Origin of the sequence: Polynucleobacter sp. UK-FUSCHL-C3 (assembly GCF_040409815.1) — a bacterium.
Taxonomy (GTDB): Bacteria; Pseudomonadota; Gammaproteobacteria; order Burkholderiales; family Burkholderiaceae; genus Polynucleobacter.
Genome location: NZ_CP099959.1, coordinates 438,677 through 451,434, shown reverse-complemented (window position 1 = coordinate 451,434; position 12,758 = coordinate 438,677). Strand labels below are relative to the sequence as shown.

Below are 12,758 nucleotides of genomic sequence, written 5' to 3'. Positions count from 1 at the left end.
AGCCCACGGTGCAACACAGTCCTGGTCACTTATTTATCACATTCACCTTCATTGGTTTATCGGGTTTTGGTGGTGTATTGCCATGGGCTAGACGCACTTTAGTGGAACAAAAGAAATGGCTCAGCGCACAAGAGTTCAATGCTCTCTTAGGCGTCTGTCAACTGGTACCAGGGCCTAATATCGTGAACTTAGCGGTCTGCGTTGGTCAGCGATTTGGAGGTCTACGTGGAGCCATTGCCGCAGTGGCAGGACTAATGCTTGCCCCAATGACCGTTGTCATTCTGCTGGCGCTTTTGTACGATCACTATGGTCAATTTGAACAGGTGCAAGGAATGTTACGGGGCATCTCAGCCGTTGGTGTTGGATTGATTGCTGCTACTGGTTTTAAGATGCTCAAAGAGGAGCTCTCATATCTTCCAATGCTGATTGTGATTATAATTAGCATTGTCATGGCGACTGTATTTCATTTGGCCTTAGGCTGGGTGGTTGCCATCACTCTTCCCTTAGCTCTCCTGTTTGCCTGGAATAAAGCCAAATGTTGATCGGCTTATTAGGCTTATTTATCAAGCTATCTCTGTTTTCCTTAATTGCCTTTGGTGGAGTCAATGCACTGCTGCCCACTCTTTATGATATTTCTGTAAATCAAGAAAAATGGATTGATGCAGATACTTTTATTCATTACTTTGCAATTGCTCAAGCGGCGCCAGGCCCCAATCTTTTAACGGTCACACTCATTGGTTGGAATGCGTTTGGCTTGGCTGGGGCATTACTGGCCACCCTTGCAGTCTGCTGGCCCTCTTGTATTCTTATTTTTTATTTACAACGGGTGCTCGCTAATCTCCAACACATTCGTTGGAAAAAAACGATTGAGTATTCAGCTGGTGCGCTCGCGGTTGGGCTTGTTTTAGCATCGGCTTGGCAAATTGCAGAACGGATTAACGGCAACGCAATGGCTTATACTCTAACAGTCTTTTGCATTGTTTTTGTCTTAGTAAGTCGCAAGCATCCGCTGTACTTAATTGGCTTAGGGGCTTTGCTCGGTGTATTGGGTTTTATTTAAAAGACTGATAGGTCCAAATACCTAAAAGAGTTAATGCAATCGCCCCACAAACATGCATCAAGGCCAGACCTAAGCCCCAGGTGAGCTGACCTCGCTCAATGAGAGCCACAACCTCTGCGGAGAAGCTAGAGAAGGTTGTCAGCCCTCCTAAAAACCCAGTGATGATAAAAAGTCGCCACTCTGAAGAGACGGAGGGATGGTTTACAAAGTATGCGACTGCAATTCCGACGAGATAGCAACCAAATAGATTTGAAATTAAGGTACCCAGCGGCACAATCGCCGAAAGGCCAGCCGAGATTGTATTAAACCAAACTCTCAGTAGAGCACCAAGACCTGCCCCACAAAAAATAGCTGCGAGCGATAGGCCGCTCAGTGAGAGTCCCATTGTTGGGATGATGAATAGGTTCTAACTAAACACATAGCCGGTATGGGCGGCAACCAAAGCAAACAAAATAGCAAGACTTGTGGCAGCAGCAAGCATCACAATCAACGTAATAATTTTTTTGTTGATAGAGCCTTTATCTTCGTTATGCCATTCATTCATCTTTATCCCCTAATTCCAGCAATACTGTAAAAATGACATTATCCACGATTGCATTTATCTAACGACCGCGGCCAGCCTTACGCATCATTCCTTTGCCTCCACCAAAGCCCTGCTGAGGCTTTCCGCCTAAGCTTTGTGGGCCCTTGCCCGTTGGAGGACGCTGAGGAACTTTAGGGGCTTTGACTGCGGGTTTGGCTAGGGGTTTCTTCTCATCGGTCACAATGGGCTCCTGTCGATATGATGTAGCTATGTTTACTGACTATTCTATCCAAGCAATCGCAATTAATGCTATTCCCCTCATTTTTGCCATCACAATCCATGAGGCTGCTCATGGCTATGCTGCAAAACGCTTTGGTGATAACACCGCTTTTTTACTTGGTAGGGTTACTTTAAACCCATTAAAACACATTGACCCCATCGGCACAGTTTTAATCCCGATTGCCCTGGTCTTGGCAAACTCCCCTTTTTTGGTGGGGTATGCCAAACCCGTCCCGGTTCGCTTTGATCATCTTCGTAATCCACGTATTGACATGATTTGGGTAGCCCTAGCCGGTCCGGGATCTAATTTCATACAGGCTATTTTCTGGGCGGTATTTTGGATATTGATACAGGGCTTTGGTATTAATGAGCCATTCCTGATTTCGATGGCAAAGGCGGGGATTTTTTGGAATATTGGTCTTTTGGTTTTTAATTTGTTTCCCTTGCCACCCCTTGATGGCGGTCGCATCCTTGCCGGAATACTGCCCTATAGACAAGCCGTGATGTTTGGCAAACTAGAGCCTTGGGGCTTTTTTATCGTTCTTGGTCTTCTCTTTACGGGTGTCATCTCGCAGTGGTGGATGGTTCCATTGAGTGACTTTTTTATTGCCATCGTTCGCACCCTCACCTCCCCGCTCAGAATGGTGTTTACACCCTAAAATCGACTGAGGCAAACTTAATAATATCCTTCATAAAATTCAGGTATGCTTTACAGCACCTAAGCAGTTTTTACCCCTTGGAGGTTTACATGAAGACCCACTATTCCCGTATTACTCTTGGAACACTTGTTTCTGCTATTTGCCTAAGTATGGCAACCCCAGCTTTTGCTCAGTTTGCGAAACCAGAAGATGCAGTTAAATATCGCCAAAGTGCGTTTGCACTCATGGGCGCTCACATGGGGCGCTTGGCAGCAGTCGTTAAGGGTGAGACGCCATACAACAAAGATGATGTGGTTCGCAATGCGGCCATCATTAGCATGCTATCTGGCATGCCATGGCAAGCATTTACCTCTGGAACCGAGAGTGGAAAAACGTCAGGGAAAAATGATGCACTTCCCGTCATTTGGTCTGAGGGCGCCAAGTTCAAATCTGCCTCTGAGAAAATGATGGCTGCTGTAGCCGATCTAAATAGCGCAGCTCAATCAGGTAATCCTGAGAACCTCAAAAAAGCATTGGGGGCTACTAGCCAAACCTGCAAAGCCTGTCACGACGATTTCCGCAAGAAGTAATAAGTGTATTACACGGACTGTACTAACTGTAGCTAGTTAATCAGGTAATACAGTCCAAGCCCTACCGCTATAAAAATCGTCAGGGCGACCAAGCGCTGTTTCCCTGTATCAATAGGCTCGGGGGGAGCTGTACCCCCAAAAGCCTCTTCGCCATTCTTATCTCCGGTAATCATTGGGGCTACTAAACTTTCTTTTTTATAGAATTGATAAAAAAGAATGGCGCCTATATGCAATGCAACCAGTGCCATGATGATGTATTGATTAAAGCGATGCATGCTCGTTAAAAACGCAACAGTCGCATTCGATACATATTTAGCAAATGGCCCCTGGAAAAAGATGTCGTCGTCAGCAAAGAGGCCAGTGGAAGCTTGTATCAAAACCGCCAACAAGATCGCAATCACCGAGAGTGCTCCGAGGGGGTTATGACCAAGACTGTCACCCATTCCACCCCTAAGATAGGCAATGAGACGTTTTGGGGTGGGGATAAAGTTGGCAAAACGGGAATGCCAAGACCCTAGAAAGCCCCAAATAATCCGAAACAGTACTAAGGCTAAAGCAATGTATCCACAATACGCATGCCATTGCATGGCATTGCCCCCAATTTTTACAAAGATGATTCCTAGAATGACACAAAGGGCAAGCGCCCAATGAAACAACCTTATCGGCAAATCCCAGACGCGAATCTTTTGTTTCACCTTATTTAATTTCAGGTAGTTCTTTTTGGATGAGCTTCAAACCGGCTCGTAGCAACTCGTCGTAACGTTGTCGCTCAGCTTTAATGGCGTCCGCATCCCATGAATAAAATCCTTGTCCAGTTTTCATACCCAAGTTTTTAGCATCCACTTTTTCTTTCAGGCATTTGGCTACTTCGCCTTTGTTGTTAAGAGAGGGGTAAATACTGGCACCTGCAGCCGCATGAATCTCCAAACCCGCGTGATCGCGTTGCAATACGGGCCCGGCTGCTAGATAACGAAAGCCAAAACCAAAACGTACCGCTTTATCGACGTCTTCGGGGGTCACAATACCTGCATCGATTAAATCAAAGGCCTCACGAGAGAGTGCGTGTTGTAAGCGATTAGCTAAGAATCCAGGCAAATCCTTTTTAACAGTAACCGGCACCATGCCGCATGCGGTCATTAAACGGCTTAAGCTATCTGCAACAAGGGGTGATGTTTTTTCACCATAAACCACTTCCACGCATGGAACAATATGTGCGGGCATAAAGAAATGCAGGCCAACCATTCTGGCAGAGGTTTTTAAGCCTTCTGCAATTTGACTGATCGGAAAACTAGAGCTATTACTAGCCAATACAGTCTGAGGATTAACAACTTGCTCTAATTGAGCAAACAAGTCCTGCTTAATATCTAATTTCTCTGGAACGCACTCGATTACTAAATCAATTTCTGACCAATCAAACTGATTAAGCGAATCTACCAAAGAAATTAAGTGGGCTCGCTGACCATAGCCCATGTCCAGTAATTTAGTTTGAAAGTAATGTGGCAAGACTTTACAGCGCTCAGCATTTGCTTCAAATACATATGTCGTACAACCACCGCGTGCACAAACAAGTGCAACGTCAGCGCCCATCGTTCCGCCACCCACAATCAGAACCTTAGTATCTACTGGACTAAATAGCATCTTACCGACCTTTCAAGACGGGAGCAGTTCCTGTCATCGATGGAACCATGAAATCAAAATCACAACCAATATCTGCTTGCGTTACGGTAGTTTGATACAAACGCCGATATCCTGATTCTGGAATAGCGAGACGCTCTGCTGGAGATGCGAGCGCATCGATGCGTTTGCGTATCTCGGCATCATCGACCTCCAGATGCAAAAGTCTCTGACTGACATCTAAGACAATCATGTCGCCATTACGAACGACTGCAAGTGGGCCATTCTCGGCAGATTCTGGGGTGATGTGCAACACGATTGTTCCAAATGCTGTTCCACTCATCCGCGCATCCGAGATACGAACCATATCTTTAACACCAGCCTGCGCTAATTTTTTAGGGATCGGCAGATACCCCGCCTCTGGCATTCCTGGGGCGCCCTTTGGTCCAGCATTTTGCAAGACCAAAATATCATCGGCATTGACATCCAAGTCAGGGCTATCAATCCGCAATGCCAAGTCTTCTAGTGAGCTAAATACCACCGCACGCCCGCGATGCTTTAATAAATCTGGGCTAGCTGCCGAGTGTTTAATCACAGCGCCCCTAGGAGCTAAATTACCTCTCAAGATTGCCAAACCGCCCACAGGATAAATCGGATCGCTTGAGATCCGTATCACCTTTCTCGCTTTGCTCACCTTGGCGTCCTCAATCTCCTCGCCCAAGGTTTTTCCTGAAACAGTCAAACAATCGAGATACAAATGGGGTTTGAGCTCTCTTAGCACCGCCATCAGCCCCCCATCCTCATAAAGATGTTCCATGTAATGAGCGCCGCTAGGTTTTAGGTCAACCAAAACAGGAACATTTCTACCTAATTGATCGACCATATCCAAATCAATCTTGATGCCCAAGCGAGCTGCCACGGCTGTAATATGAATTAAGGCATTAGTAGAACCACCAATCGCGTGTAACACAGTCAAGGCATTTGTGAGAGCTTTGGGTGTGAGGATTGCTCGTGGTGAGAACGTTTTTTGATCTGCTGTTTTTGCTAACTCTACGGCTCTACGTCCGGTTAGTTCCGACAAACGAAAACGTTCTGCCATGACTGCTGGTGCGGCTGCCGTTCCTGGCAAACTGAGTCCTGCTGTTTCCACCATACAAGCGATCGTACTGGCAGTGCCCATCACCATACAGGTTCCAGTTGTTGGGGCCAGCTTACCGTTGACCTCATCAATCTCCTCTTGGTCAATCTCGCCTGCTCTAAATTTTCCCCAATAGCGCCGGCAATCTGTACAAGCGCCTAAGCGATCTCCCTGATGAAGCGTCGTTAACATCGGACCCGTGGGTATTGAAAGCACCGGAATATCCAAGCTAGCTGCCGCCATCAGTTGAGCGGGAATTGTTTTATCGCATCCCCCCACTAAAACAACTGCATCGACGGGTTGTGAGCGCATCATCTCTTCGGTATCGAGTGCCATCAAGTTGCGCAAATACATACTGGTTGGAAATGCAAAGGACTCATGAATTGAAATGGTTGGAAATACCATTGGCATACCACCCGCCTGCATCACCCCACGCTTGATGGCCTCAATCATTTGCGGCACATTGCCATGACATGGATTGAAATCACTATAGGTATTTGTGATGCCAATAATAGGTCGCTCTAAAGCGCTATCGCTGTAGCCCATTGCCTTAATGAAGGCTTTACGAAGAAACAACGAGAACTCTGTGTCGCCGTAGCGAGTCAGCCCCTTTCGAATTCCAGTTTGTAGGCTCTGATTTGCCTGTGCCTTCGGGTCTTTCGCTACACTCATTTGATGGGTTCCAAAATGACAAAAATATCGACTTACAATGACACATTATTCCAATAAAACTGCAAAAGAGACATGATTCCAGTCAATAGCGTATTACAGGTCGGCTTTTTCCCTGAAATCATGCAGTTAGAGATTGATCGCCGTCTTGTTCCCGTTTCCATGCTGGACCCAAAGGGACCGGTCCCCGACCGAAATGTAAAGGCCATCTTAACGCGCCCCAGCTTTACCATTAACCCCACCCTACTGGACCAACTGCCCGAAATCAAAATGATTGCCTGTTGCGGAGTGGGATACGACAACCTTCCACTAGATTACTTAAAACAAAGGGGGATCATTGCCTCCAATACGCCCGGCGTACTAAATGATGCGGTGTGCGAATTAACTATTGGGCTCCTATTTGGTCTCTTGAGAAAGATTCCGGAGGCTCACCAATTTGTTCTCCAGAAAACTTGGGCGGCCGAGACCTTTCCATTCACCACCTCCCTGGCTGGAAAGAAAGTAGGGATTGTCGGTATGGGTCGTATCGGTCAAGAACTGGCTGCGCGTCTCTTGCCATTCAAAGTGGAGATTGCTTATCACGGCCCTAGTTCAAAAAGCCTACCGTATGTATTTTTTCCATCCCTGATGGATTTAGCGCGAGAGAGTGATGTCCTCATACTGACATGCCCTGGGGGCAAGGCAACCGAGAAAATTATTAATACTTCGATCCTGAACGCATTGGGTCCAAAGGGTTACTTGATTAATGTCGCAAGAGGCAGTGTGGTTAACGAAGATGATCTCATCAGCGCCTTGCAAAACAAAGTCATTGCAGGCGCCGCCCTTGATGTTTTTGAAAACGAGCCGAATCCCAAGCCTGCTTTCTTAAGTCTTTCTAACGTACTACTAGCCCCTCATATTGGCAGCGCTACCCAAGAAACCCGTCAAGCAATGACCAATTTAGCGATCGATAATCTTGAGGCATTTTTTAATCACCAATCACTTCCAACCCCCATTTCTATTTAGTCGGAGATTTTTATGTCTACTCATACCTCTACCCTATCTGCTGTTTTATCTCCCGTATTGACCCCCTTTAATGCGGACGGCAGTCCCAATTGCAAAAAGTTGTTACGTCAATGCCAATGGCTCCAAAGTAATGGGGTTGGACAAGCTGTATTTGGGACCAACTCAGAGGCCAACTCAATGTCTGCTGGTCAAAAAATAGATGTACTTCATGAGCTTATTGGAGGAGGACTTGATCCTAAGAACATGATGCCAGGGACTGGGGCATGCTCTGTAGCGGATGCATCGACGATGACCAAGGCTGCTGTCAAAGCAGGTTGTGCTGGAGTGTTAATGCTCCCACCCTTCTATTACAAGGATGTCGCGGATGATGGACTCTTTCAGTATTACGCAGAGATTATTGAAGCAGTGGGTGATGCAAAGTTAAAAATTTATGTTTACAACATCCCCCCAGTAACCAAAATTGGTTTGAGTGTTCCCCTACTAGAGCGCTTGGTAAAAACGTATCCCAACACAGTCATTGGGATTAAAGATAGCTCGGGAGATTGGCCCTATACCGAGTCTGTCATTAAAGCCTTGCTTGGGACTGGTTTTCGGGTTTATGCCGGTAGCGAGGTATTTTTACTTCGCGCCCTACGTGCAGGCGGAGTAGGTTGTATATCAGCAATGGCAAATGTTAACCCTAAGGCAATTGCGGATTTAGCAGCTCGCTGGCAGGAGCCGGCTGCAGATCATGCGCAAGAGGCTCTAACAGCTCTTCGCTCGGTCTATGCCCAATATCCAATGATTCCGGCGATGAAGGCCGCCGTAGCCCATTACAGCAAAGACCCAGAATGGTCTCGGGTCAGGCCGCCGCTACTGGCACTTGTGCCCAGTCAACACAGCAAGCTAATCGCGGAACTTGAAAAAATTGGCTTCCAGATGCCTGGGCTTTAATAGTCAAAAATGATATAGACTTATACGCTAAGCATTCATTATTAATAGAAAAATTAGGAGATATTGCATGAAACTTTTTAAAGCTCTCGCCCTTTGCTCTGCCCTCGTTTGGGGCAGCGTACAAGCGCAGAATATTTCTATTGCAACCGGCGGTACTGGTGGCGTTTACTACCCGATGGGTGGCGGATTAGCATCGGTTCTCTCCAAAAAAGTACCGGGTATGTCAGCAACCGCAGAAGTCACGGGTGGATCGGTGGACAACCTAAATCTTATTGGTACCGGCAAACCCTACGTTGGCTTCTCGATGGCCGACGCTGCTAAAGACGCACAATCGGGTCAGGATAAATTTACAGGTAAAAAGGTAGATCTCAGCACCCTACTCGTTTTGTATCCTAATCGGATGCACATTGTGACCACTGGTGCTACTGGTATCAAAACGATGCAAGACCTCAAAGGGAAGCGCGTTAGCACTGGCAGCCCTGGAAGTGCAACCGAAGTGATGGCATTTCGTGTAATCGAGGCTGCTGGTCTCGATAAAGATAAAGACATGAGACGTGAGCGTTTAAGTGTTGCCGAGTCTGTAAATGCTGTTAAAGACCGTAAGATTGATGCATTTTTCTGGGTAGGTGGTTTACCAACTGCGGCTGTTACCGATCTTGCTAATACCCCGAATACTCAAATTGTCATGATTGATCACTCCAAAGAAGTGGATGCGATGAACAAAAAATATGGCAATCTGTACTTTAAAGATGTGATCCCAAAAACAACCTACAAGGGTATGGAGAAAGACAATAATGTGATCTCAGTTGCTAATATTTTAGTAACCAGTCCAAAAATGTCTGAAAAGGATGCCTATAACATTGTCAAAGCTGTTTTTGATAATAAGATTGAGTTGGTCCGGACTCATTATGAGTACATCAGCGTAACATTGGAAGGTCAAAAAACTGCTTCCACACCAATACCTTTTCATCCTGGCGCTTTGAAGTACTTTAAAGAAAAGAATGTCAAATTGAATTAAGGCTAGATTGTTGAGAATGCTGTGTAGTAATGGCCGCTAATGCGGCCATTTTTTAATAGAGAATAAAAATATGAGCCAAAGTGCAATCGACAGTGCAACCCAAGAAAAACTAGATGCCCTGATACGACAAGAAGAAGGTGATTCTAATAGCTATAAAGGCTTATTTGCGATCTTCCTAACGCTTGCAGCAGTGGCAATGTCTTTATTCCATCTATATGCAGCCTATGCCATTGTTCCCACTCAGGTATTAAGAACTGTCCACGTTAGCTTTGTACTTTTTCTGGTGTTCTTAAGCTTTCCACTTACTGCCAAGTTTAAAAATCGACTAATGTGGTGGGACATTATCTTTTCCTTAGCGGCCATCTACATTGCCTATTACGCCATCTCTGGTGGCGATAATTTTGGTGATCGTAACACTGCACCAAACTCTACTGATGTGTTCATTGGCGTGGGGCTTATTCTGTTGATCTTGGAAGGCGTGCGCCGAACCAATGGCATGATTCTGGTTACGGTTACCGTCCTCTTTTTGATGTATGCACTTTTTGGTGACCTCCTGCCTGCTCCATGGACTCACAAGGGTTACTCCGTCGATCGCCTTGTCGGTTTTATGTATATGACCTTGGAGGGTATTTACGGTACTGCTGTCGATGTCTCAGCTACTTTAATTATCTTATTTACGATCTTTGGTGCCTTCCTACAATTTACCGGGGCTGGTAAGTTTTTTATTGACTTCTCCTTTGCAGCCATGGGTGGTAAATCCTCTGGGGTTGGGCGAACGATTGTTCTATCCTCTTTCTTACTTGGCGGCCCCTCTGGCTCCGGTGTTGCTACAACAGTTACTGTAGGCTCCGTTGCCGCTCCCATGTTAGATAAAGTAGGCTATGAGAAAAACGCTGCGGGCGGTCTTTTAGCGGCCGGTGGTTTAGGTGCGATTATTTCTCCGCCCGTATTGGGAGCAGCCGCTTTCTTGATTGCTGACTTTCTCCGGATCTCCTATCTAGACGTCTTACTAATGTCGTGCATTCCAACCATTTTGTTTTATCTGGGTCTCTTTACGATGGTGGAAATTGATGTACGTAAATACGGGATGAAGGCAATTCATTTTGAGACCGTGGAGAGCGCTTGGTCACTTAGTAAAAAATATTGGTTCCACTTCTTCTCACTCATTTCAATTGTTGTCTTCATGATGATGGGCTTCTCACCCATCATGTCAGTATTTTGGGCAACCGTTGTTTCTGCACTGACAAGTATGTTGCGCCGTGATACCGCTATTCTTTCTTACGATTGGCTTACTGGTAAGCAGCCTTTCTTAAAAGGTCTCTACGAATCTAACTTAACGAAGGCGCTTTCTTCTGGGTCTACTGGTGTGCTTGCCATTGCAGCGACCTGCGCTGGCGCCGGTCTCATTGTTGGTACTGTTACGCTGACTGGCTTAGGGCTTAAATTTAGCTCGATCGTCATTGCATATGCAGGCGGCTCATTACTTTTAACGGCTATCTTTACCGCCCTGATTGTTTGGATTGTGGGTCTGGCTGTACCTGTCACCGCCTCTTACATTATTTGTGCAGTGATTGCGGCTCCAGCACTAATTAATCTTGGGGTGCCCGCCTTTGCCGCACACATGTTTATCTTTTACTACGCTGTTTTATCTGAGGTGTCTCCGCCAACAGCACTGTCACCCTTTGCGGCAGCGGCAATCTGTAAGGGCAATCCCTACAAAACAACGTTACAAAGCTGGAAATACGTTGCGCCAGCCATATTGGTTCCATTTATGTTCACCCTAGATAAATCCGGTGTGAGCTTGCTCCTCATGGGCTCAACCACAGCATTAGCACAAGCGAATTGGATTGAGATTGCTTGGTCAACCTTTACAGCAATTGTGGGTATTGTTTGCCTTGCTGGTGGTTTACAAGGATGGTTTATTGAGAAAACAAATATTGTTGAACGTCTCTTAATGATCGTATCGGGTGTCGCTCTTGCCTATACATCACCCACGAGTGACATGATTGGCTTTGCCGGCTTTGCGATTGTCTTGGTCATTCAGTTCTTTAAGCACTTCAAGACAAGACCTAAACAAGCCAGCTAACTCCCTTCATTAAAAAAATAGCCAGTATTGAACTGGCTATTTTTCTTGTGCTACGGGACTACTATTTACTTACCAATCTTGCTCCAAGCAGATTTGCCAGCATATTTTTTCACAGCCGCTTCATCAAACTCAAATCCCAAACCAGGGTTTTTATGCAAGATCAGATCACCATTCTTGAACGTTAATTGCTTGTTCACTAAACGCCTGAAATTTAAGACCTGGTTGTCTGGGAAGAACTCCACAAAGCGTGCATTCGGAGTTGCAGCAACGAGTGGCGCGTGCAGATCATGAAACCAATGAGGACATACAGTGACCCCTTTGGAGTCGGCATACGCTGCAATCCGCCTAAACTCACTGATACCACCGCATACCGCCGCATCGGCTTGCAAGATGCCAGCACCGCCTGCATCTACTAGTTCTCTAAACCGCCACCGACCAACTTCAATTTCTCCGGTAGCAATCGTGATCGATGTGCTTTTAGCTAAGCGAGCATGCAAATCGATGGCATCAGGAGAGAATGGCTCTTCTAACCAATAGGGATTGTATTTCTCAAACCGGCGAACATATTCCATCGCAGTTGGAAGATCACGCCAAGCGTTGTTGGCATCAAGGGTTAGTAATATATCCTCACCGATAGAGCTACGTGCGGCTTTCACTCGCGCCTCTTCTTCTCGTGGCGATAGGCGCCCAACTTTCATTTTGACCGCCTTGAAACCTAGTTTTACAAAAGACTCCATCTCTTTGCCCAATTTGGCGGGGGTTTTGCCTTCCAGATAGTAGCCCCCGCTTGCGTAGGCTGGAACGCGGTCGTCGACGACGCAGCCCATAAAATGATGCAAGGGTAGGCCCACAGAGCGTGCATTGAGATCCCAAATAGCAGTATCCAAAATTGAGATACCTCGCATGACCGAACCAGCTCGTCCCTGGAGAATGGATTCAGCATACATATCGTTCCAGAGACCTTCACTACGATGACTATTCTGCCCAATTAGTTTGGGTGCTAAGAGCTGCTCAACCGCAGTCTTTGCAATATCACCTGCTGCAGAGCCAACGTAGCAAAAGCCAATGCCTTCAACACCCTCTCGACTTCTAACTTTAACAATGCAATAGTGTCGCTCGCTGACAGTTCGGGTCGAAAAGGAGGTTACTACATCTAAAGGGATAGGCACTGTTGCGACCTGAACAGATTCAATAATCGGCATTTT

The 12,758-nt window shown here is 46.3% G+C and carries 15 protein-coding genes; 8 read left to right on the top strand and 7 right to left on the bottom strand.

All coding sequences use genetic code 11. From position 1 onward, the window contains the following. Positions 1-8: 8 nt before the first annotated feature. Positions 9-542, top strand: coding sequence for a chromate transporter (locus tag NKE59_RS02145; RefSeq protein WP_353439270.1), 534 nt, complete (start codon positions 9-11; stop codon positions 540-542). Further along, the gene (locus NKE59_RS02140; RefSeq protein ID WP_353439269.1) at positions 536-1,060 is read left to right on the top strand and encodes a chromate transporter; all 525 of its coding nucleotides are present in this window, start codon (positions 536-538) and stop codon (positions 1,058-1,060) included. Before NKE59_RS02145 ends, NKE59_RS02140 begins: the two co-directional genes overlap by 7 nt. On the opposite strand, the gene crcB is transcribed toward NKE59_RS02140, so the two are convergent. Genes crcB through NKE59_RS02125 form a run of 3 tightly spaced genes read right to left on the bottom strand, consistent with a single transcriptional unit; the run spans position 1,053 to position 1,824 of the window. After that, entirely contained in the window at positions 1,053-1,445 is a 393-nt protein-coding gene (gene crcB / locus NKE59_RS02135) for a fluoride efflux transporter CrcB (RefSeq protein WP_353439268.1), read from the bottom strand. The two genes, NKE59_RS02140 and crcB, sit on opposite strands and share 8 nt — an antisense overlap. 21 nt (positions 1,446-1,466) lie before the next feature. After that, positions 1,467-1,604 (bottom strand): hypothetical protein, encoded by a 138-nt coding sequence (locus NKE59_RS02130; RefSeq protein WP_353439267.1) that lies wholly within the window; start codon positions 1,602-1,604, stop codon positions 1,467-1,469. A gap of 58 nt (positions 1,605-1,662) precedes the next feature. Further along, positions 1,663-1,824 (bottom strand): hypothetical protein, encoded by a 162-nt coding sequence (locus NKE59_RS02125; RefSeq protein WP_353439266.1) that lies wholly within the window; start codon positions 1,822-1,824, stop codon positions 1,663-1,665. Between the two features lie 28 nt (positions 1,825-1,852). Between NKE59_RS02125 and NKE59_RS02120 the strand changes: the two genes are divergently transcribed. Both NKE59_RS02120 and NKE59_RS02115 read left to right on the top strand, forming a co-directional pair. Beyond that, positions 1,853-2,521: a site-2 protease family protein gene (locus tag NKE59_RS02120; protein ID WP_353439265.1), complete on the top strand. Its 669-nt coding sequence runs from the start codon at positions 1,853-1,855 to the stop codon at positions 2,519-2,521. Between the two features lie 89 nt (positions 2,522-2,610). Next, a complete protein-coding gene (locus NKE59_RS02115; RefSeq protein ID WP_353439264.1) occupies positions 2,611-3,090 on the top strand; it encodes a cytochrome c in 480 nt (159 codons plus the stop codon). Positions 3,091-3,122: 32 nt separating this feature from the next. Here NKE59_RS02115 and NKE59_RS02110 read toward each other — a convergent pair whose 3' ends face one another. Genes NKE59_RS02110 through NKE59_RS02100 form a run of 3 tightly spaced genes read right to left on the bottom strand, consistent with a single transcriptional unit; the run spans position 3,123 to position 6,514 of the window. Continuing rightward, the gene (locus tag NKE59_RS02110) at positions 3,123-3,785 is read right to left on the bottom strand and encodes a cytochrome b/b6 domain-containing protein (RefSeq protein ID WP_353439263.1); all 663 of its coding nucleotides are present in this window, start codon (positions 3,783-3,785) and stop codon (positions 3,123-3,125) included. A 1-nt stretch (position 3,786) separates the two neighbouring features. Further along, entirely contained in the window at positions 3,787-4,728 is a 942-nt protein-coding gene (locus tag NKE59_RS02105; RefSeq protein ID WP_353439262.1) for a 3-hydroxyacyl-CoA dehydrogenase NAD-binding domain-containing protein, read from the bottom strand. Position 4,729: 1 nt separating this feature from the next. After that, complete coding sequence (locus tag NKE59_RS02100; RefSeq protein WP_353439261.1) at positions 4,730-6,514, bottom strand: IlvD/Edd family dehydratase; 1,785 nt, start codon at positions 6,512-6,514, stop codon at positions 4,730-4,732. A gap of 72 nt (positions 6,515-6,586) precedes the next feature. On the opposite strand from NKE59_RS02100, the gene NKE59_RS02095 reads away from it, so the two are divergent. The 4 genes from NKE59_RS02095 to NKE59_RS02080 all read left to right on the top strand — a co-directional run bounded on the left by NKE59_RS02095 (position 6,587) and on the right by NKE59_RS02080 (position 11,553). Next, the gene (locus NKE59_RS02095) at positions 6,587-7,516 is read left to right on the top strand and encodes a 2-hydroxyacid dehydrogenase (RefSeq protein WP_353439260.1); all 930 of its coding nucleotides are present in this window, start codon (positions 6,587-6,589) and stop codon (positions 7,514-7,516) included. Between the two features lie 12 nt (positions 7,517-7,528). Continuing rightward, positions 7,529-8,449, top strand: a complete 921-nt coding sequence (locus NKE59_RS02090) for a dihydrodipicolinate synthase family protein (protein WP_353439259.1) — start codon at positions 7,529-7,531, stop codon at positions 8,447-8,449. Between the two features lie 67 nt (positions 8,450-8,516). Further along, the gene (locus NKE59_RS02085) at positions 8,517-9,467 is read left to right on the top strand and encodes a TAXI family TRAP transporter solute-binding subunit (RefSeq protein WP_353439257.1); all 951 of its coding nucleotides are present in this window, start codon (positions 8,517-8,519) and stop codon (positions 9,465-9,467) included. Between the two features lie 70 nt (positions 9,468-9,537). Then, on the top strand, positions 9,538-11,553 hold the full coding sequence (locus NKE59_RS02080; protein ID WP_353439256.1) for a TRAP transporter fused permease subunit: 2,016 nt from the start codon (positions 9,538-9,540) through the stop codon (positions 11,551-11,553). Positions 11,554-11,618: 65 nt separating this feature from the next. Here NKE59_RS02080 and NKE59_RS02075 read toward each other — a convergent pair whose 3' ends face one another. Beyond that, complete coding sequence (locus tag NKE59_RS02075) at positions 11,619-12,755, bottom strand: mandelate racemase/muconate lactonizing enzyme family protein (RefSeq protein ID WP_353439254.1); 1,137 nt, start codon at positions 12,753-12,755, stop codon at positions 11,619-11,621. Positions 12,756-12,758: the final 3 nt, after the last annotated feature.

Excerpts from the sequence above, each read along its gene's own strand:
- NKE59_RS02140 (WP_353439269.1), top strand. The coding sequence starts at position 536 with ATGTTGATCGGCTTATTAGGCTTATTTATCAAGCTATCTCTGTTTTCC.
- crcB (WP_353439268.1), bottom strand. The coding sequence starts at position 1,445 with ATGGGACTCTCACTGAGCGGCCTATCGCTCGCAGCTATTTTTTGTGGG.
- NKE59_RS02130 (WP_353439267.1), bottom strand. The coding sequence starts at position 1,604 with ATGAATGAATGGCATAACGAAGATAAAGGCTCTATCAACAAAAAAATT.
- NKE59_RS02120 (WP_353439265.1), top strand. The coding sequence starts at position 1,853 with ATGTTTACTGACTATTCTATCCAAGCAATCGCAATTAATGCTATTCCC.
- NKE59_RS02115 (WP_353439264.1), top strand. The coding sequence starts at position 2,611 with ATGAAGACCCACTATTCCCGTATTACTCTTGGAACACTTGTTTCTGCT.
- NKE59_RS02105 (WP_353439262.1), bottom strand. The coding sequence starts at position 4,728 with ATGCTATTTAGTCCAGTAGATACTAAGGTTCTGATTGTGGGTGGCGGA.
- NKE59_RS02100 (WP_353439261.1), bottom strand. The coding sequence starts at position 6,514 with ATGAGTGTAGCGAAAGACCCGAAGGCACAGGCAAATCAGAGCCTACAA.
- NKE59_RS02095 (WP_353439260.1), top strand. The coding sequence starts at position 6,587 with ATGATTCCAGTCAATAGCGTATTACAGGTCGGCTTTTTCCCTGAAATC.
- NKE59_RS02090 (WP_353439259.1), top strand. The coding sequence starts at position 7,529 with ATGTCTACTCATACCTCTACCCTATCTGCTGTTTTATCTCCCGTATTG.
- NKE59_RS02085 (WP_353439257.1), top strand. The coding sequence starts at position 8,517 with ATGAAACTTTTTAAAGCTCTCGCCCTTTGCTCTGCCCTCGTTTGGGGC.
- NKE59_RS02080 (WP_353439256.1), top strand. The coding sequence starts at position 9,538 with ATGAGCCAAAGTGCAATCGACAGTGCAACCCAAGAAAAACTAGATGCC.
- NKE59_RS02075 (WP_353439254.1), bottom strand. The coding sequence starts at position 12,755 with ATGCCGATTATTGAATCTGTTCAGGTCGCAACAGTGCCTATCCCTTTA.